The organism is Vibrio sp. (assembly GCF_048266485.1).
GTDB lineage: Bacteria > Pseudomonadota > Gammaproteobacteria > Enterobacterales > Vibrionaceae > Vibrio.
On record NZ_JBLWZK010000002.1, the window covers coordinates 39820 to 58474 of the forward strand.

At 44.2% G+C, this 18655-nt stretch carries 16 protein-coding genes; 4 read left to right on the forward strand and 12 right to left on the reverse strand.

Annotated elements, in window-relative coordinates:
* Positions 1–67 precede the first annotated feature (67 nt).
* Positions 68–277: a hypothetical protein gene (locus tag ACN0T8_RS04885; protein WP_417879541.1), complete on the forward strand. Its 210-nt coding sequence runs from the start codon at positions 68–70 to the stop codon at positions 275–277.
* Positions 278–302: 25 nt separating this feature from the next.
* Here the strand turns inward: ACN0T8_RS04885 and ACN0T8_RS04890 are convergent, their stop codons facing one another.
* The 12 genes from ACN0T8_RS04890 to ACN0T8_RS04945 all read right to left on the reverse strand — a co-directional run bounded on the left by ACN0T8_RS04890 (position 303) and on the right by ACN0T8_RS04945 (position 13260).
* A complete protein-coding gene (locus ACN0T8_RS04890; RefSeq protein ID WP_417879542.1) occupies positions 303–593 on the reverse strand; it encodes a hypothetical protein in 291 nt (96 codons plus the stop codon).
* A gap of 353 nt (positions 594–946) precedes the next feature.
* Positions 947–1243, reverse strand: coding sequence for a DNA-binding transcriptional regulator Fis (gene fis / locus ACN0T8_RS04895; protein ID WP_027695356.1), 297 nt, complete (start codon positions 1241–1243; stop codon positions 947–949).
* Positions 1244–1506: 263 nt separating this feature from the next.
* Positions 1507–2475, reverse strand: a complete 969-nt coding sequence (gene dusB / locus ACN0T8_RS04900; RefSeq protein WP_417879543.1) for a tRNA dihydrouridine synthase DusB — start codon at positions 2473–2475, stop codon at positions 1507–1509.
* Positions 2476–2634: 159 nt separating this feature from the next.
* The gene (gene prmA, locus ACN0T8_RS04905) at positions 2635–3525 is read right to left on the reverse strand and encodes a 50S ribosomal protein L11 methyltransferase (protein WP_417879544.1); all 891 of its coding nucleotides are present in this window, start codon (positions 3523–3525) and stop codon (positions 2635–2637) included.
* Positions 3526–3623: 98 nt separating this feature from the next.
* The gene (gene panF / locus ACN0T8_RS04910) at positions 3624–5090 is read right to left on the reverse strand and encodes a sodium/pantothenate symporter (RefSeq protein WP_417879545.1); all 1467 of its coding nucleotides are present in this window, start codon (positions 5088–5090) and stop codon (positions 3624–3626) included.
* On the reverse strand, positions 5083–5367 hold the full coding sequence (locus ACN0T8_RS04915) for a YhdT family protein (protein WP_417879546.1): 285 nt from the start codon (positions 5365–5367) through the stop codon (positions 5083–5085). Before ACN0T8_RS04915 ends, panF begins: the two co-directional genes overlap by 8 nt.
* Before the next feature lie 509 nt (positions 5368–5876).
* Entirely contained in the window at positions 5877–7220 is a 1344-nt protein-coding gene (gene accC / locus ACN0T8_RS04920) for an acetyl-CoA carboxylase biotin carboxylase subunit (RefSeq protein WP_417879547.1), read from the reverse strand.
* Between the two features lie 55 nt (positions 7221–7275).
* Complete coding sequence (accB, locus tag ACN0T8_RS04925) at positions 7276–7734, reverse strand: acetyl-CoA carboxylase biotin carboxyl carrier protein (RefSeq protein WP_417879548.1); 459 nt, start codon at positions 7732–7734, stop codon at positions 7276–7278.
* A 112-nt stretch (positions 7735–7846) separates the two neighbouring features.
* On the reverse strand, positions 7847–8305 hold the full coding sequence (gene aroQ / locus ACN0T8_RS04930) for a type II 3-dehydroquinate dehydratase (RefSeq protein ID WP_417879549.1): 459 nt from the start codon (positions 8303–8305) through the stop codon (positions 7847–7849).
* 361 nt (positions 8306–8666) lie between these two features.
* The gene (gene acs, locus ACN0T8_RS04935; protein WP_417879550.1) at positions 8667–10613 is read right to left on the reverse strand and encodes an acetate--CoA ligase; all 1947 of its coding nucleotides are present in this window, start codon (positions 10611–10613) and stop codon (positions 8667–8669) included.
* A 177-nt stretch (positions 10614–10790) separates the two neighbouring features.
* Positions 10791–11426 carry a 3'-5' exonuclease gene (locus ACN0T8_RS04940; RefSeq protein ID WP_417879551.1) on the reverse strand — a complete coding sequence of 212 codons (636 nt, stop codon included), beginning with the start codon at positions 11424–11426 and terminating at the stop codon, positions 10791–10793.
* A gap of 4 nt (positions 11427–11430) precedes the next feature.
* A complete protein-coding gene (locus ACN0T8_RS04945; RefSeq protein WP_417879711.1) occupies positions 11431–13260 on the reverse strand; it encodes a DUF294 nucleotidyltransferase-like domain-containing protein in 1830 nt (609 codons plus the stop codon).
* Between the two features lie 316 nt (positions 13261–13576).
* On the opposite strand from ACN0T8_RS04945, the gene ACN0T8_RS04950 reads away from it, so the two are divergent.
* The 3 genes from ACN0T8_RS04950 to ACN0T8_RS04960 all read left to right on the forward strand — a co-directional run bounded on the left by ACN0T8_RS04950 (position 13577) and on the right by ACN0T8_RS04960 (position 18596).
* Entirely contained in the window at positions 13577–14737 is a 1161-nt protein-coding gene (locus tag ACN0T8_RS04950) for a 3-phenylpropionate MFS transporter (RefSeq protein WP_417879552.1), read from the forward strand.
* Positions 14738–14862: 125 nt separating this feature from the next.
* Positions 14863–18303, forward strand: coding sequence for a PAS-domain containing protein (locus tag ACN0T8_RS04955; RefSeq protein ID WP_417879553.1), 3441 nt, complete (start codon positions 14863–14865; stop codon positions 18301–18303).
* A gap of 41 nt (positions 18304–18344) precedes the next feature.
* The gene (locus ACN0T8_RS04960; RefSeq protein ID WP_237296149.1) at positions 18345–18596 is read left to right on the forward strand and encodes a hypothetical protein; all 252 of its coding nucleotides are present in this window, start codon (positions 18345–18347) and stop codon (positions 18594–18596) included.
* The last annotated feature ends 59 nt before the right edge of the window (positions 18597–18655 follow it).

Sequence of the window (18655 nt, forward strand, 5' to 3'; positions counted from 1 at the left end):
AGACGCTACACAAGACGAATTAGACAAATACGAGCTAGGACTCAAAGCACACAATAAAGAGGTGTGAATGACTATTCATAAGCAAGGCAATTATGAATATTCAGACGAGGACTTGGACTGGTACGCTGAGGCTATTGTCGCAGGTGATACCATGACGCCCCGCAGATGGTTAGCAAAATACGGCTTGCCTATTTATGTTTCTTTCCCGCCACATTATCGACACTTAAAGAATGACTATTTGGAAGTGTTGGAGCAAAAAGAAAGTGAGTTACATTAGTTTGAACTCACCTAATTGTAATTAGCTAGTTTTTACATTTGTATATTTCAAAATTAGTCCCTACCGAGTCATTAGCAGATAATATTGTGAGTGGGGTTGATGAGATCAGTTTATATGAATCCCCTTTATTTCTAACAACATATTTTTGAATATAATATGAGGTGTTAGATGGTGCAGTCTCTATGTATTGAAGTTTGATGAATTGACAGCTGTCAGTATCGTTTACAGCTTTAACAGCAAGCATTTCTGGTGTTGGTTTTGAAGTACAAGCTGCTAATGCTAAGACTGCTGCTACTATTCCTATAATTTTTTTCATAATCAATCCTTTGTAATGCTCCCCAAATACTAAAAGTAAGTCCTAGTATCGTTCAAGTTAGCCAGTCTAGTGTGTTTTGGTCTAAACTTTAAGCTATTTTTTATATTCGCAGGTAATGCAGGTTCGCAGGTTAGGGCTTATCCAAACAAAAATCAGTCTGAAACCATCCTTAGTGTCAAATAATAATAATTATCAATTTCATTTAATGCCCCCCAGACAGGCTAACATGATTTATTCTAATGCTTTTCTGAGGGGTAGCTTTATAAAAGTGGGTTCAAATGTGGGTTCAAATGAAAAAGGCTTTCCAGATTAACTGAGAAAGCCTTTTTAAATCAAACACTTAGGTTTCAATCCTAGTTCATGCCGTATTTTTTAAGCTTCTTACGAAGAGTACCACGGTTGATACCCATCATGTTCGCTGCGCGAGTTTGGTTGCCGCGAGTGTACTGCATAACCATGTCTAGCATTGGTTGTTCAACTTCAGCTAATACTAATTCGTAAAGATCGTTAACGTCTTGGCCATTTAACTGAGCAAGGTAGTTCTTTAAAGATGCTTTTACAGAGTCACGTAGTGGCTTCTGTGTGATCTGGTCTTGTGATGTAACAGTAGTAACTGTGAATGGTTCTGAAGTCAGATTTTGTTCGAACATAATTAGTCTTAGCTCTTCTTCTGGTAATTATAATGCAACGATACCCGTCATATTTAAAGCGACAGCGTTGTTGGCAGCGTTCTCTCACCCCAATCATTTAGACGAGCTAAACTCATGGGGCCTCGTTCACTTGCCGCCTAGCTGTAACTTTAACTATTTAGGGTGGTATTTACCCTGCTTATGTTTAAAGCGACAGCGTTGTTGACGATGCTTATTAACCTGAATCACTAGGCTTCATTCGCGGGTCGTCTTGCTGCGAGTGTTTAAATACTCGTGGTATAAAAATAATTTCTTAGCACATCAATTTGCTTTTCTGCATCTTCGATGGCGTTGAAAATACGGCGGAACTCACCTTCACTATCATGCTCTTTTAGATACCAACCCACATGCTTACGAGCGATGCGAGGGCCTAAAAACTCTCCATAAAACTCATGAAGGGCTTGAACATGACCAATTAAGATGTCTTGCACTTCTTCTGCTGGAAGCGGTGGCAAGTGTTCTCCGGTTTGTAAAAAATGTTGGATCTGGTTAAAAATCCAAGGTCGACCTTGGGCAGGCCTACCAATCATTAGAGCATCCGCACCAGTGTAATCTAATACGTATTTCGCTTTTTCTGGGCTATCAATATCACCATTGGCGATTACCGGAATAGAGATAGCTTGTTTAACGGCTCTAATGCTGTCGTATTCTGCTTCGCCTTTGTACATGCAAGCTCGCGTTCTCCCGTGGAGTGCCAGCGCTTGTATGCCACATTGCTCAGCCATCTTGGCAACTTCAACACAGTTTTTATTGTCTGTGTCCCATCCTGTGCGCGTTTTTAAGGTTACTGGAACCTCAACTGCATTCACCACCGCTTTTAATATCTGCTCGATAATATCGGGGTGCTGCAACAACGCGGAACCTGCCAGTTTTTTGTTCACTTTTTTGGCTGGACAACCCATGTTGATGTCGATGATTTGAGCACCGTTTTCAACACTGATTTGCGCAGCTTGTGCCATGAGATCAGGATCTGCGCCCGCAATTTGTACAGAACGAATGCCCGATTCGCCTTCATGTACCATGCGTTGTAGCGACTTGGATGTGTTCCAAACTTTAGGATTGGAGGACATCATTTCACTGACAGCCATTCCTGCACCATATCGAAGACACAATTCACGAAACGGTCTATCGGTCACACCCGCCATCGGGGCGACGATTAGGTTGTTCGGTAATGTATAATTTCCGATTTTCAAAACAGCATCACACTTCATCTCGGCAAGGGCGCGCATTTTACGCATTTTTTCGGGGCGTGAAAAGACTAATATTTGACCATTTCATAAATAGTTTGCGAAATTGTCTACTTTTCAGTCAATTAACCCCGAGGGTAGAGATAAAAAGTTTTTAATGCTGTGCTACTGAGGCTTTTTTTGACCCGAGATGCGGCACCATTCTTGTTGCTCGATAATTGGGTCAAGCTCGAAAGCATCTTGATAGTAAGTCGCAACATCGGCTGCTTGCGAATCAAGCACGCCAGACATAGCCAATAAACCACTTGGTTTGACTAGGCTAGTGATCACGCCTGAAAGCTCGCGTAATGGCCCTGCAAGGATATTGGCAACCACGACATCGGCAATTAAGCCTTCTGGTTGGTCTTGAGGTAGGAATAATTCTAATTGGTCTGCTACACCGTTACGCTCAGCATTATCGCGTGAAGCCAAAATCGCTTGTGGATCGATATCAATACCAATCACTTTGGCAGCGCCTAGTTTGATAGCTGCAATCGCTAAAATGCCAGAGCCACAACCAAAGTCGATGACCGTTTTGCCTTCAAGATCTAAGCCTTCTAACCACTCTAAACATACAGAGGTAGTTGGGTGAGTACCGGTACCAAATGCTAGGCCCGGATCAAGCATCACATTAACGGCACTTGGATCAGGGATTTCGCGCCAGCTTGGGCAAATCCATAGACGCTGACCAAATTGCATTGGGTGGAAGTTATCCATCCATTCACGTTCCCAGTCTTTATCTTCGATCTGCTCAATTTTATAAGCAAAATCGTCGCTGAGCATTTGGCTGCCTTTGATTTGGTTTAATACGAGTTGAGTATCAATCTCTGCATCGTAAAGCGCGAGGATGTCTGTTTCACCCCATAAACGAGTTTCACCCGGTAGTGGTTCAAATACAGGGGTATCTTTGGCATCTAAGAAAGTGACAGATAACGCGCCCGTTTCTTCCATTAACATGTCGCCAATGGCTTCGGCGTTAGTGTCAGTGGCATTAAGTTTAATTTGAATCCAAGGCATGGGATTGGCCTCTTGCTAGGTTAATTTGGATAAATAAGAATTGAGGCGAAGTTTAGCAGATGCGCCTCGCCTTGTAGAGATTATATACTTAAGTGGCTTCAATATACCGTCTTTGTATCAACGGTTTGAAGCTGAGTGTTGGGCTTGAGCTTACTACCAATGATAAAGGCGATTAATCCAAGTAGTAGTGTCGGTACGATGGCATGTATACCGCCCATGTCCGGTTTGAAGGTACTGAATGCGATATAAGAAAACAGCCCAACCACCATTGACGCGAAAGCGCCAGTTGCCGAAGCGTTTTTCCAATAAAGCCCTAATACCAATGGCCATAGGAATACCGCTTGCATGCCACCAAAGGCTAATAGATTTAGCCAGATGATCATATCCGGTGGGTTAAGCGCCGCGACAAACACTAACGCAGCAAAAATACCGGTGACCCATAATGATAGTTTCGGTAGTGTTTTTTCCGCTTTTTCGCCTTGTGCCATCGAAGGGTTGATGTAGTTGATGTATAAGTCTTTCAATAAGGTCGCGGAGGCTTGAATTAATTGTGAGTCAATCGTCGACATAATTGCCGCCATTGGCCCAGCTAAGAAAACTCCGGCAACGACGGGTGGGAGAACTGTGATCATTAAGGTTGGCATAATTTGGTCAGGACTAGCGATATCCGACACGATAGCACGACCAAAAGCGCCGGCTAAGTGCATGCCTAACATCAATAGTGCCACCATAATAGTACTGATCACCATGCCTTTGTGTAGAGAGCCACTGTCTTTATATGACATACAGCGCACCGCGGCGTGGGGCAAACCAATCACCCCAAAACACACTAGTACCCAAAAGCTCATCATAAAAGGTTCGGTGAGAAAGTGGTTTGGTCCGTAAGGGGTAATTAAAGCCGGATCAATACTGTGTAAGTCGGTGACGATTTCGCCAATGCTACCACCTGCATGCACGATACCGACTAGTAATGCAATCGTACCAATAATCATCATGATGCCTTGCAAAGTATCGGTCATGACGACGGCGCGAAAACCGCCAATCGTCGTGTACAAGCCAACCGTAATAGCAAAAATCATCAAGCCGTGGGTGTAAGAAAGCCCAGTCACGGTTTGCAGCAAACGCGCACCACCGACAAACTGAACCACCATGGTGCCAAAGAAAGCTAACAATAAAGATAACGATGCAAACACTACGACACCGCGATTTTTATAACGGGCGTACAGAATATCGTTTAAAGTAAGAGCATTATGACGACGGGCTTCAATGGCAAACTTTTTACCTAATACGCCGAGAGTCAGCCAAGTCGCAGGCAATTGGATCATCGCCAGTAATACCCAACCAAGTCCCATTTGATAAGCTGCGCCTGGGCCACCAATAAAGGAGCTGGCACTGGCATAAGTAGCAGCAAGGGTCATCGCCAATACAAAGCCGCCCATGCTACGACCACCGACTAGATATTCATTTAAAAAACCTTGTTTGTTGCTGTGGCGACTACTCCAAAAAGCCAGACCGAACACCGCAATAAGGTATAATGCTAACGGGATAAGAATTTGGCTATTCATGATGTTCTTCTTGTTCGATTTCTAGTGACATATCTTTATACATCCATTTCACCATCGCAGCGCACAGTAAAGTAAAGATAACTGGGCCGACTATACAAGCCATTAAAAACCATAACGGGAAACCAAAGTAGAGGGTTGGCATCTTGGTGATGTTTTGTGGGCTAGGCGCTAAACCATAAGCGGAAATATACCACCAGACAAAATAGGCTAAGGCGAGGCCAATCGCCCACTTAGCTTCTTTATGTGCTTGTCGATAACGAGCCTGTAGTGTTTTCATCGAGATGATCTTTACTGAGGTGAAGAGAGGGGAAGCATTTTTACAAACAATCAAAAGAAACACAAATAGGATAAATGAGCGTTACTCGAATCTCGGGCGTTTTACTTCTCGTGGCTTGGAAAAGCGAAAAGATGGTTGCGCGTTGTGTGAGCGCTTCGCTTCGTGTTGCGTGTAAAAGCAAGAGCAAAAAATATTGCGAGAGGCTGATCGCTCTTACACGCAACACGAGACGCGTCACTCGAAACGCACAATTCCCAACAAAAAAACGTCATTCCTGCCGAGTCTAGGCGAGAGCGGGAATCTACTCACAACGCGTTGAATATAGATCCTCGATGTCGCCTAGGCTCCTCAAGGATGACAGCTTTTTGTATCACTTATTAACGCTCTTTCTTGCTTAAGCAAGAAAGAGCCCGAGTACCGAAACCCGAAAACAAAAAAAAGACCGCAGTTTTCACCACGGTCTCTTATCTTTTCCTAGTAACTAGGGACTAGCTCCTAGCAACCTGCTTTTACTGTAACCCTAACTTCTTCTCAAGGTAATGAATGTTTGCACCACCGTGCTGGAAGTTTTCATCCATCATGATGTCTAGCTGTAGAGGAATGTTGGTTTTGATGCCATCAATGATGGTTTCAGCTAATGCATTCTTCATACGTGCAATTGCAACATCACGGTTTTCACCGAAAGTAATAAGCTTGCCGATCATTGAATCGTAGTGTGGCGGTACAGAGTAGCCAGCATACACGTGAGATTCCCAACGAACCCCCATACCACCTGGTGGATGGAAGTGTTGGATTTTACCCGGACAAGGTAGGAAGCGCACTGGATCTTCCGCATTGATACGACACTCAACCGCATGGCCGCGGATCTTAATATCGTTCTGCGTGAATGATAAAGGTTGGCCTGCTGCAATACGTAATTGCTCTTTGATTAGGTCAATGCCAGTTACCATTTCTGTCACTGGGTGCTCTACCTGAATACGAGTGTTCATTTCGATGAAGTAGAACTCGCCGTTTTCGTATAGGAACTCGAAAGTACCGGCGCCACGGTAGCCGATTTCAATACAAGCACGCGTACAACGCTCACCAATGTATTGACGCATTTCTTCGGTAATACCCGGAGCTGGAGCTTCTTCTACCACTTTTTGGTGACGACGTTGCATTGAACAGTCACGCTCACCTAGGTGGATTGCGCCGCCTTGGCCATCTGCTAATACCTGAACTTCAATGTGACGAGGGTTTTCTAGGTATTTCTCCATGTAAACCATGTCATTGTTGAAGAAAGATTTTGCTTCAGAGCGAGTCATTGCAATTGCTTCAACCAAATCGGCATCTTTACGTACGACACGCATACCACGACCACCGCCGCCACCAGAGGCCTTGATGATAACTGGGTAGCCAATACGTTTTGCAAAGGCACGATTTTTCGCATCGTCATCGTCTAACGGACCATCAGAACCCGGTACACAAGGTACGCCAGCTTTTTTCATTGCGTTGATAGCAGAAACTTTATCACCCATTAGGCGAATCGTTTCAGCTTTCGGGCCAACGAAGATGAAGCCAGATTTTTCAACTTGTTCAGCGAAATCGGCATTCTCAGATAAGAAACCGTAACCTGGGTGGATAGCAACTGCGCCCGATACTTCTGCAGCAGAAATAATGCGTGGCACGTTTAGGTAGCTATCTGTACTGCGAGCGGGACCAATACAAATGGTTTCATCTGCAAGTAGTACATGTTTTAAATCACGGTCAGCCGTTGAGTGAATGGCGACCGTTTTAATGCCTAGCTCTTTACATGCGCGAAGAATACGTAGGGCGATTTCGCCTCGGTTCGCGATGACTAATTTATCTAGCATTTTATTGCCTCTTGTTGCGGTGTTAATGATGAGAGATCTGTTTGAGACAACAGATTTATTCAATCACAACAAGCGGTTGATCGAATTCAACAGGCTGGCCATCTTCAACAAGAATAGCTTTAACAACACCTGTTTTATCAGCTTCAATTTGGTTCATCATTTTCATCGCTTCAACGATACAAAGCGTTTGACCTTCTTGTACGCTTTGACCAACTTCGATGAAAGATTTCGCTTCTGGGCTTGGAGAACGGTAGAAAGTACCAACCATTGGTGAAAGTACTTTGTGACCAGTTTCTACTGGAGCAGCCGCAGGCGCTGCTGGTTCAGATGCCGCTGGAGCAGCCGCAGGCGCTGCTGGAGCAGGAGCTGCTGCATATTGAACTGGAGCCGCAGGCGCCGCTTGATTGCTATAGCGGTTGATGCGTACTGATTCTTCACCTTCAGAGATCTCAAGTTCAGCGATGCCAGATTCTTCTACTAGCTCGATAAGCTTCTTGATTTTACGAATATCCATAATGTGTTCTCTATTAATTTAATTATTCATTTCACGACAATAGTTAAACTACTGCCAATATCGTAAACGCGGTCAAGTAATTTGAACGCGTGAAATCTTGGTAGCGACGTCATTAAACCGATGATGTTTGGCTTAAATGAGTGTGCGCTGCCGAGAGTGCAAATTGGTAACCTTGAGCACCGAGCCCGCAAATCACACCAACTGCTTTATCAGAAAGATAAGAATGATGGCGGAAAGCTTCGCGAGCGTGAACGTTCGATAGGTGCACTTCAATAAATGGAATCTTTACTCCAAGCAATGCATCGCGTAATGCCACACTAGTGTGGGTAAACGCGGCAGGGTTGATGATGATAAAGTCGACGGTGTTGTAGGCGGCATGAATTGCTTCGATCAATTCGTATTCACGATTCGATTGTAAATGAGACAGTTCGATACCTAACTCTTTAGCTTGCGCCTCTAAGTTATTAACAATATCCGACAATGTATTAGAACCATAATGCGTCGGTTCACGTAACCCGAGCAAATTTAAATTCGGCCCATTTAAGACTAGAACTCGTAAGTTTGCTGACATTGTGTGGCTAATATCCATTAAAGTGAATGTAAAATGCATCATGTCATAATTTTGATGCTTTGCTAAGTAAGATAGCAAAAAAAATGACGCTACATCTAATGATTTGTCCAATTATAGCTAAATCAGCGCAAATCGCAGCATTTTACTGGTCTAATGAGGTGATAGCCAGTTTTCGGAGTCTCGTGGCTCGTTTCTCGACATTGATGTGAAACCTTCAATATTATGATTGAAGTGAGAAGGGCTTTTTCTTTTTCGAGCCATGAGCAGCGTAGCGCCCGAGAATCGAGTAACGAAAAAAAACCGCAGCCTAAGCCACGGTCTTTATTATTTATTTTTACGCTTTAGGTGTCGCGATCGATATCTACACCAAATTCGCTTTTTCTTCGATTAGCTTATCGACTACGCTTGGGTCGGCAAGAGTTGAAGTATCTCCTAGGTTGCCGGTATCACCGGTGGCAATTTTACGTAAGATGCGGCGCATAATTTTACCTGAACGAGTTTTCGGTAGAGAATCTGTCCAGTGCAGTACATCTGGCGTGGCGATTGGGCCAATTTCTTTACGTACCCAGTCTTTGACTTCTTTATGTAATTCCGCAGATGGGAACTCACCATCATTTAGCGTGATGTAAGCATAAATTGCCTGACCTTTAATATCATGTGGAATACCGACAATCGCCGCTTCGGCAATTTTATCAAATGCCACGAGAGCCGATTCAATCTCTGCGGTACCCATGCGGTGACCTGATACATTAAGTACATCATCGACACGACCTGTGATCCAGTAATAACCATCTTCATCACGGCGTGCGCCATCACCTGTGGTGTAAACCCCTTTAAAGGTTGAAAAGTAGGTTTGCTCAAAGCGGTCATGGTCACCATAAATAGTGCGCATTTGTCCCGGCCAAGAGTCGGTGATCACTAAGTTACCTTCGTTAGCACCTTCCAGTGTCTCTCCTTCATTATCAAATAATGCTGGTTGCACACCAAAGAATGGACGTGTGGCTGAACCCGGTTTTAGTTCGGTTGCGCCCGGAAGTGGCGTGATCAAAATGCCGCCAGTTTCTGTTTGCCACCAAGTATCAACAATTGGGCAACGTTCATCACCGATGGTTTTGTAGTACCACTCCCAAGCTTCAGGGTTAATTGGTTCACCTACCGAGCCCATAATGCGTAGGCTGGAACGATTGGTGCCTTTAATTGCTTCATCGCCTTTTGCCATGAGTGCACGAATCGCCGTTGGTGCAGTATATAAAATGCTGACTTGATGTTTATCAACCACTTCGCTCATTCGGCTAGTATTCGGATAGTTTGGCACCCCTTCAAATAGAATGGTTTTTGCACCGTTAGAGAGTGGACCATATACAAGGTAAGTGTGACCAGTGATCCAGCCGACATCGGCGGTACACCAGAACACGTCATTTGGTTGGTAGTCGAACACATATTTGAATGTCATCGTGGCATACACTAAGTAACCGCCAGTGGTATGAAGTACGCCTTTTGGTTTACCAGTTGACCCTGAAGTGTAGAGAATAAATAGCGGGTCTTCAGCATTCATTGGTTCTGGCGCGCATTCTGGCGAGGCTTGTTCGGTTGCTTCATGCCACCAAATATCACGCTCAGCATTCCATTCAACATTGCCACTAGTGCGTTGGAAAACTACCACGCTGCTAATATTGTTTTCTGGGTTTTGCAAAGCTTGGTCTACGTTAGCTTTAAGTGGCACGGCGCGTCCACCGCGTACCCCTTCATCGGCGGTGATCACAACTTTTGCGTTAGAATCAATAATACGACCGGCCAGAGCATCAGGAGAGAAACCGCCAAAGACGACAGTGTGGATAGCACCGATACGAGTACATGCTAGCATGGCGACGGCGGCTTCTGGCACCATTGGCATATAAAGACAAACCACGTCGCCTTTTTTCACGCCCTGTGCTTTTAATACATTGGAGAAGCGACACACTTTTTCATGCAGTTGGTTAAAGGTGATTTGCGCGTCATCGTTTGGATCATCACCTTCCCAAATAATCGCGACTTCATCACCACGTTCTGCGAGATGACGGTCAATACAGTTAGCGGAGACGTTAAGCTGGCCATCTTCAAACCATTTGATGCTGATGTTGCCAGGTTCAAAAGACGTATTTTTAACCTGAGTAAAAGGTTTGATCCAATCAACAATCTTGCCGTGCTTGTCCCAGAAACCTTGTGGGTCATTGACCGATTCCTGGTACATGGATAAGTAAGTGTCATTATCGGCGTGAGTTTGCTGCAAGATGTTTTCTTTAACTGGATGAATATGAACTTCACTCATTGGGCTCTCCTTGCTTGAGTAGGACTCAATTCTTAATCTGTAGGGGGTTGTCTTTTTTGTTTTATCTTACTTTCCGCCTATGAGGTGTTTTCTACAATTAGACTTTAGGCTTAGATATTGTTAATAAAGGTTTTTTAGCTAAAATTATCGGATGAAATGAGAGCTGGATCGGATGTTTTAACCTTTTCGATAAGCAAGACTTGGGTTTGGCATGCTGCCGTAAGTGAGCCGAACATAAATCAATGCTGCGGTAATGGCATCTTGTAGGGCATCATGGCGTTCTTGAATCGGTAGTTCTAAGTGTCGACAAATCGCCTCTAAACTTAAATCGCAATAAGCGTTGGGGAGTAGGCGTTCTAGTTGCTCATGATAAAGATGGCTGACTTCAATTAATGGATTAGGGAGTGGAAACCCAAAGTGCTTTTTATAAGCGCGATCGAGTATCGTTTTGTCATAACGGATGTGGTATCCCACCAATGGGCGATTGCCGATAAATGCCAGTAATTTCTCTAATCCTTCGGCTTCCGAGTAGCCTTCAGCTAAATCATTATGGCGAATACGATGAATTTTCACTGAATTGGAACATAACGATTGCGGCGCTTTCAGCTTGATATGAAACGGCTCACTTGTAATGATTTTGTTGTTGATGATTTTGGTGGCAGCAATGGTGACCAATTCCGCTTGTTGTGGATTTAAGCTGGTAGTTTCGCAATCTAAAGACACAAATTCACCTTTGGGGCTCATACCAAATAACGGTTGATACGGAGAACCTTTCAGGCGATAAAACCAATATAAACGCTGTAGAGTGTTCATACGCTTATTCCCTAATTTGATAATGGTAACCAAGCCATTGCTTGAACTTTTTGACTACATGTAGGCTATGGCGTAGTAGATCGCGCTCACTACGATTGAGGCTTTGGACATCCAGTTGATTGTGACTATGTTGGCAAGTCAGTTGTTGTGATAGTCGCCACTTGATAAACAGTTTGAGGGCTTCCGATAAATTATCAGCGGTTAAGCTTTCTAGAATATTTTGTTTTTGTAGCTGTTCAATTCGCTCGAAAGTATTGCTAGCGAGAATTTGATGCTCTAGTGCCAAAGTGCGAATGCCGTGTACGATTGGGAAAATCCCACCTTGTTTAATATCAATGCCTTGTTTGCTTTGTTTTACTTGGCCAAAAAAGGTTAATGGCACCGCAAAGCCTAGCGCAGGACGAGCGAATTCCATCAAGCCTAGCCCATTATTGTGCATTAAAATGTGTAGTTGTTGTTTCAGTGGTTCGAGTAGACTTTTATTGCCAGCAATGGCTTGAGCGTCCGAAAAAATCGCCAGTTTCATCACCGAAGATGACGAACTTTCTTTGGCCCATTGTTGTAAGCATTTTTTCCAATCAAGCTGATTTTTGACCCATTCAGGATTGTTGACCATCACTTTACCGGGGCACGGTGGATAACCAAGCCGTTGCAAAGTTTCACTGAAACTGTCCATCAAAGGGCCAAATTGATGCCAATGTAGACCATCTTTAATGATTAACGCATTATCTTGATCGGTTTTGAGAATTTGTTCGCCACGTCCTTCCGAGCCGAGTACCAATAAGCAACAGTGATCATGTAAGTGCGCTGGCACAATAAGCTCAAACGCTTTCTCTATGATCTGTTCATTGACTGCAGAAATAAGCTCCATAATAAATCGAGTACGAATACCGTTATGTTGCAGGGTGTGTACTAATTCTCGTTGTCGACTGGCCGCATCGATCAGTTCCTCTAGATTATTGGCGTTAGCAATTCTTAAGGTTAATACGTGCGAATGGGTTGAAAATGCGCTCAGCACTTGGGTGAGGTTAAGCATACCGATGATTTGTTGCCCTTGAGTTACCGCAAGGCGTTTGCACTTGTAACGGGTCATTATGATCATGGCATCAAATAAATAATCACCTTCAGGCACATGCAGAACCGGAGAATTCGCCACTTGTTGAGCAGGGTAATCAAGCGGTTGTTCATCTAGGGCAATGGCGTGCAATAAATCGGTACGAGTAATTATGCCAAACGGTAATTGTGAATCGGTATGTTGTTGATTGGCATGTCGGTGAGTGGGCAAGGCAATTAATGCTGCATCACTGCCATGTTGCTGCATCTGTTCGGTGGCTTGTTTTAAATTGGCATCCGCCTCAAGTATTAATGCTGGGGTGTAGATAGCTGCATCAACTTTGGTCAGAATAAATTCAGCTAGATTTTGTTGATTATGTGCTTGTTCAATTCGTTGTTGGCGAGCGGATAAATTGTTATCAAAATAAGCGGCAAAGTCTTCATTTTCTTCATATAAAGCCAAGAAAATACGTCGAGGAAGTAGGTAGGTAAGGGTATCTTCTAGGGCGGTATAACGATGTTTTATGCTGCCATCAAGTAGCGAGCGCACATCAAACATGTCTTCATGGCCGTAGTGTGCAAACACTTCTCGACCATCATCACTGGTTTCTTCTACTGCGCCCTTAATTAATACATACAGATTTTCATCACATTTTCCTGGAGTGAGTATGGTGTCGGATTGGCGAAAGTAAGCCACATCAAGATTCGAGCGTAGTTGTGCCCGTTGCTGTTCTGACAAGCGATCAAAAGGTGCTAATGTCATATTAAATTTATCAGGCATGGCAACGACACTCATACTCATACAAAAATGTGAGGTATCAGTGTGGCTATTTTCTAGTAACCACGCTAGACGACTTTGGTCTATATCCTTTGTTCTTGAAGTTGCCGCTTTGTTGTCATCCCAATTGAATAGGCAAGCTATGCTCATGGGGCTTCATCCTCTTGTCACCTCATTGCAACTTCAAGAAGTTTGGCTATATATCTTAATTCGATCATGGGGGCTCGGTATTTTTAATATTACTTGAATAGTCACTTCGTGGGTTTACAGGCATAATATCGTTTGATTTTTGTATCTCAACAAAACCTTGGATGGAATCATGCTCAAGCTCGCGCCTTTCGGCTGGATATCGCAATATTTTTTCGGCTTCTTTTTTGTTTATGGTGTGTACTTGCCTTTTTGGGGCTTATGGCTTTCACAACAAGGTGTCTCCTCAACAGATATTGGACTGTTAATTGGGCTAGGCTTTGCTACTCGCTGTGTAACTAATTTATTACTCACCCCGAGACTACACAAAGTCGAATATTTATTACCAGCTTTGCGTATTCTGACGTTTATTTCGTTAATTTTCTGTAGCTTGCATGTGCTGACTGGCGGTGATTTCTGGTGGTTGGCGTTAACGACGGTCGGTTTTAATGCTAGCTTTGGTCCCGGTATGCCATTGTCCGATGCGGTCGCTAACTATTACAGTAAATTGAAAGTGATTGATTATGGCCGTAGTCGTTTATGGGGCTCGGTGTCCTTTATCGTTGGTTCAACATTGGTGGGTTATTTAGCCAATGGTTTTGGTGCGGATATGATTGTCTATACGGCGATGGCAGGTTTATTGGTGGCCACCTTATTTTCTCTGCGTAATCCAACTCAGTTATTGGTGACTCAAGCCGCCGATCAGCATCAAGAACGACCGAAACTTATTGGGTTAGTCAAGCAATGGTCAATCGTGAAATTTCTGTGCTTGATTGCTTTGATTCAAGGTTCTCATGCTGCCTACTACAGCTTTAGTGCCATTCATTGGAAAGAAGTAGGGATTCCCGAGTCGATGATTGGCTATTTGTGGAGTTTTTCGGTGGTTTCCGAAGTGTTGTTATTTGCGTTTAGCGCGCGATTATTCGGAGGGTGGTCGCTGCGTGCTATGTTTTTAGTTGCTTCTGTCGCAGTGATAGTCCGTTGGAGTGGCCTGGCGCTGACTCATGATATTTGGCTGTTGGCGGGGTTGCAGACGTTGCATGGCTTAACTTTCGCGCTGACTCACTTTGCTACGATTCGTTATATTCAGCAGTCTGATGACCGTCATATGGTGCCATTGCAAGGTTTGTACAATGCGATTCCTCTAGGCGCATTTGTTGCTTTGATGACAGCGTTAAGTGGTTGGGGTTATCAAGTGTGGGGCGCGGGCGTTTTCTGGGCAATGGCGGCAATGGGCGTCCTGGCTCTATTGATTAAATTAGATGATCCCAAAAGATTAAAATCATCAGACTGATTTGATGTGAATTTATTATCCAGTAATTTCGCACTGAGCCCACAAATTAGGCGTAAAGCGATTGAGGGGAAAAGCTCGCCATAGCACAATCGAATCAAGATACATGGATGGTAGATTGAGGCGATATGCAAGGATGGATAGTGATCCCAGTATCACTGGCGTATTTAGGGATACTGTTTTTAATTGCCTGGTATGGTGATAGGCAAAAAAGCTGGTTATTTCGTTGGCGACCTTGGATCTATAGTTTATCTATTGCGGTTTATTGTACCTCTTGGACTTTCTATGGCACGGTCGGTCAAGCTGGTGCAGATATGTGGTCTTTCTTACCGATTTATCTTGCTCCCATTCTTGTGTTTACTCTGGGATGGCGCATTCTCGCGCGTTTAATTCTGATCACCAAACGTGAACATATTACCTCGATTGCCGATTTTATCGCGGCGCGTTATGGTAAATCTCAAGGGTTAGCCATAACCGTCACTTTAATCGCAGTTATTGGTATCTTGCCTTATATCGCGTTGCAATTACGTGGTATTACCATGGGGCTAGGGCTGGTTGCGCCCAATTTAATGCAACAACTTGGCTACCAAGATATGCAGGTGTCATGGTTTGTGGTTGGCGTGTTGGCGGTGTTTACCATGTTGTTTGGTACTCGCCATATCGATAACACTGAGCATCATCGCGGCATTATGATGGCGGTGGGGTTTGAGTCGGTAGTTAAACTGTTGGCCTTTTTAGTGGTTGGCATATTTGTGATGTATCTGATTTATCAAACTCCGGATATCAGCTTAAGCCAACTATCACAACAGTATTACCAAGCACCTAACATTCCCACTTTAGTGATTCACATGCTATTGACGATGGCGGCGATCATTTGTTTGCCGCGTCAGTTCCACACTATCATAGTGGAAAACGACCAAGCGCGTGATCTGCATGTTGCAAGACGCGTCTTTCCTATCTATTTAGTGTTGATGGGCTTGTTTGTATTGCCTGTCGCTTGGGCTGGTCAATATTTACTGGGTAGTTCAAGTGCGGATGCTTATGTGATTAATCTGCCGTTATCGGTTGGTGCAGATACCATTGCTTTGCTGGCTTATTTAGGGGGGACTTCTGCTGCCAGTGGCATGGTAATTGTTTCGACTATTGCACTTACCATTATGGTGTCTAATGACCTAGTGTGGCCGATGTTACTGCGCCGAATGAAGTTATCTAAGGCCAAACCTGGACATATTTCAGGCCTATTACTCAATGTACGTCGCGCTTTGATTGCCCTGTTATTAGCGGGAGCATGGGGCTTTTATCAAATACTTGATAGGGTGCCTTCACTTGCAGTGATTGGCTTATTGTCTTTCGCGGCAATCGCACAATTTGCTCCTGCATTACTTGGCGGTTTGTATTGGCGCAAGGGGAATCGTAAAGGTGTGTATGTCGGATTAACTTTCGGCTTTGTGGTATGGCTTGCTACCTTAATGCTGCAAACCAATATGCTGGCGGGGAGCAAAGAAACTAACTTCTTAGTCTGGTTCCTTACCCCTCCTGAATGGCTACAAAGCTTCAATTTACAGTCTTCCGATTGGGGGATGGCGTTGAGCCTTGTGGTGAACAGTTTGGCCTACGTTTTTGTTTCTTTAGTGACGCGTTCGAGTTTAAGTGAACGCCTGCAAGCCGCTTCGTTTGTTGGTACACCATTTCCAGAAAGTGAAGATGTCAGTTTGTATCAAAGTCGAGTCTGTGTGGCAGAATTAGAAATGCTGGCTTCACGCTTTGTTGGTCGCAAGCGAGCACGTAATGCTTTCCAACTTTTTTGGTCACAACAACCAGAAACGTTACTACCTCAACAACAGGCTTCCGCACCATTGATTCGTCACACCGAGCGGGTACTAGCGGGGGTATTTGGTGCATCTTCCGCGCGTTTAGTGCTGACCTCGGCGCTGCAAGGTCGCAATATGCAGTTGGAAGAAGTGGCAGCGATAGTCGATGAAGCCTCCGAGCTGTATGACTTTAGCCGTGGGTTATTGCAAGGGGCGATTGAACACGTTAGCCAAGGTATTGCGGTAGTTGATAAGCAGTTACGACTGGTGGCGTGGAATCAGCGTTATTTGGAGCTATTTGATTTTCCTCCGGGTTTAATTCAAGTCGGGCGACCTATTGCTGATATTATTCGTCATAATTCCCAGCAAGGTTTATGTGGGCCGGGCGATCCTGAAATACATGTTCGCCGTCGGGTTGAGCATTTAGAGCGCGGAACTCAACACACATCTTCTCGAACTCGCGAAGATGGTCAAGTGATTGAAGTACAAGGTAACCCAATGCCTGGTGGCGGCTTTGTCATGAGTTTTTCTGATATCACTGCTTTCCGGCGCGCCGAACAAGCATTAAAAGAAGCGAATGAAACCTTAGAAGACCGAGTACAAGAGCGTACCCACGAGTTAGAAAATCTAAACACCAAACTGGTGAGTGCAACTCAAGATGCACAACAAGCTTCTCAATCCAAAAGCCGACTATTGGCTGCTGTTAGCCATGATTTAATGCAACCGCTCAATGCTGCACGTTTGTTTGCCTCATCGCTCAACGAAACTGCCAGTGATGATAATACTAAGCAATTTTCTGCTCATATCGAAAGTGCTTTAGGGGCGGCGGAAGATTTAATTGGTGATCTGTTGGATATTTCACGTTTAGAGTCCGGTAAAGTGCCGACCGATATTCGCTGTTTTGAATTGCGTGAAGTACTAGACAAGTTGGATGCAGAATTTAGCGTATTAGCGGCAGAGCAAAATGTTGAATTTGAGCGAGTACCGACTCAGTTGATTGTTGAATCCGATCCAAAATTACTCCGTCGAGTACTGCAAAACCTACTGACTAATGCATTTCGTTATAGTCAACAAGAAGGTCGTCGAGGCAAAGTATTACTTGGTGTGCGACGTACGCAGGATGATATTCGTATTGAAGTGTGGGATAACGGCATTGGCATTCCATTGGAAAAACAGAGTGAAATTTTCGATGAATTTACCCGAGTCGATGAAAATCGCGCCGATCAAGGGCTAGGATTAGGTTTAGCCATCGCTCGCGGAATCACTCGGTTGCTGGGACATCACCTAGATCTGCGCTCATGGCCACAACAAGGTACGGTATTTTCTGTGAGTTTGAAGCGCTGCCATCAGTTACCAGTAGAACCTGTGAAAGCCCAAGTTATCGAACATGCTCCACTGGCCAATATTAAAGTACTGTGTGTTGATAATGAACCGGATATCTTGTTAGGCATGAAAACCTTACTTGAACGTTGGGGCTGTGAGGTCCGTACTGCGATCGATCTTAAGCAAAGTATCAGTGCGTTAGAGCACGACTGGAACCCAGAAGTCGTCTTTTCTGACTATCACTTAGATAATGGTCGCACCGGTTTAGAAGTACTGGATGTATTAAGAGATAAAATAGGTGATAGCTTTGCCGGGGTTGTGATCAGTGCTGATCGCTCAGAAGAAGTGAACCGAGCGATAAAAGCGGGTGGTTTTCAATTTTTAACTAAACCAGTTAAACCGTTAAAGTTAAGAGCTGTATTGAATCGGTTATGATGATTGGTTTGTATGAAATGAATAGTAAAAGGATGTAAGTGATGATGGGTGAGTATCAAACTAAGCAAGGCGTGTTGGTCGAAATTTTCCAAGGACAAGTACGTATTGCGATGGGGGGGTTAGTGGTGACAGATAAAGTGGAAAACATCCATGCGATCACCATTAATACTCCAGACGGTGCAGGCAGTTTTTATCTTGCCGTCGATGATTCGAATGCTTTGTTGTTTGTGGAAGATTTAGCTGAGCTTGAAGCCGTTGCGCAAGTGTTGGGGATTGAGGTAGAGAAGGGTTAGTTAGATGGTTAGCTCATTGGAGTATCGTCATTCCTGCCGAGCCTAAGCGAGAGCGGGAA

Coding starts and splice junctions, on each gene's coding strand:
- ACN0T8_RS04885 (WP_417879541.1), top strand. CDS start 68: ATGACTATTCATAAGCAAGGCAATTATGAATATTCAGACGAGGACTTG.
- ACN0T8_RS04890 (WP_417879542.1), bottom strand. CDS start 593: ATGAAAAAAATTATAGGAATAGTAGCAGCAGTCTTAGCATTAGCAGCT.
- fis (WP_027695356.1), bottom strand. CDS start 1,243: ATGTTCGAACAAAATCTGACTTCAGAACCATTCACAGTTACTACTGTT.
- prmA (WP_417879544.1), bottom strand. CDS start 3,525: ATGCCTTGGATTCAAATTAAACTTAATGCCACTGACACTAACGCCGAA.
- panF (WP_417879545.1), bottom strand. CDS start 5,090: ATGAATAGCCAAATTCTTATCCCGTTAGCATTATACCTTATTGCGGTG.
- ACN0T8_RS04915 (WP_417879546.1), bottom strand. CDS start 5,367: ATGAAAACACTACAGGCTCGTTATCGACAAGCACATAAAGAAGCTAAG.
- accC (WP_417879547.1), bottom strand. CDS start 7,220: ATGCTAGATAAATTAGTCATCGCGAACCGAGGCGAAATCGCCCTACGT.
- accB (WP_417879548.1), bottom strand. CDS start 7,734: ATGGATATTCGTAAAATCAAGAAGCTTATCGAGCTAGTAGAAGAATCT.
- aroQ (WP_417879549.1), bottom strand. CDS start 8,305: ATGTCAGCAAACTTACGAGTTCTAGTCTTAAATGGGCCGAATTTAAAT.
- acs (WP_417879550.1), bottom strand. CDS start 10,613: ATGAGTGAAGTTCATATTCATCCAGTTAAAGAAAACATCTTGCAGCAA.
- ACN0T8_RS04940 (WP_417879551.1), bottom strand. CDS start 11,426: ATGAACACTCTACAGCGTTTATATTGGTTTTATCGCCTGAAAGGTTCT.
- ACN0T8_RS04945 (WP_417879711.1), bottom strand. CDS start 13,260: ATGCCTGATAAATTTAATATGACATTAGCACCTTTTGATCGCTTGTCA.
- ACN0T8_RS04950 (WP_417879552.1), top strand. CDS start 13,577: ATGCTCAAGCTCGCGCCTTTCGGCTGGATATCGCAATATTTTTTCGGC.
- ACN0T8_RS04955 (WP_417879553.1), top strand. CDS start 14,863: ATGCAAGGATGGATAGTGATCCCAGTATCACTGGCGTATTTAGGGATA.
- ACN0T8_RS04960 (WP_237296149.1), top strand. CDS start 18,345: ATGATGGGTGAGTATCAAACTAAGCAAGGCGTGTTGGTCGAAATTTTC.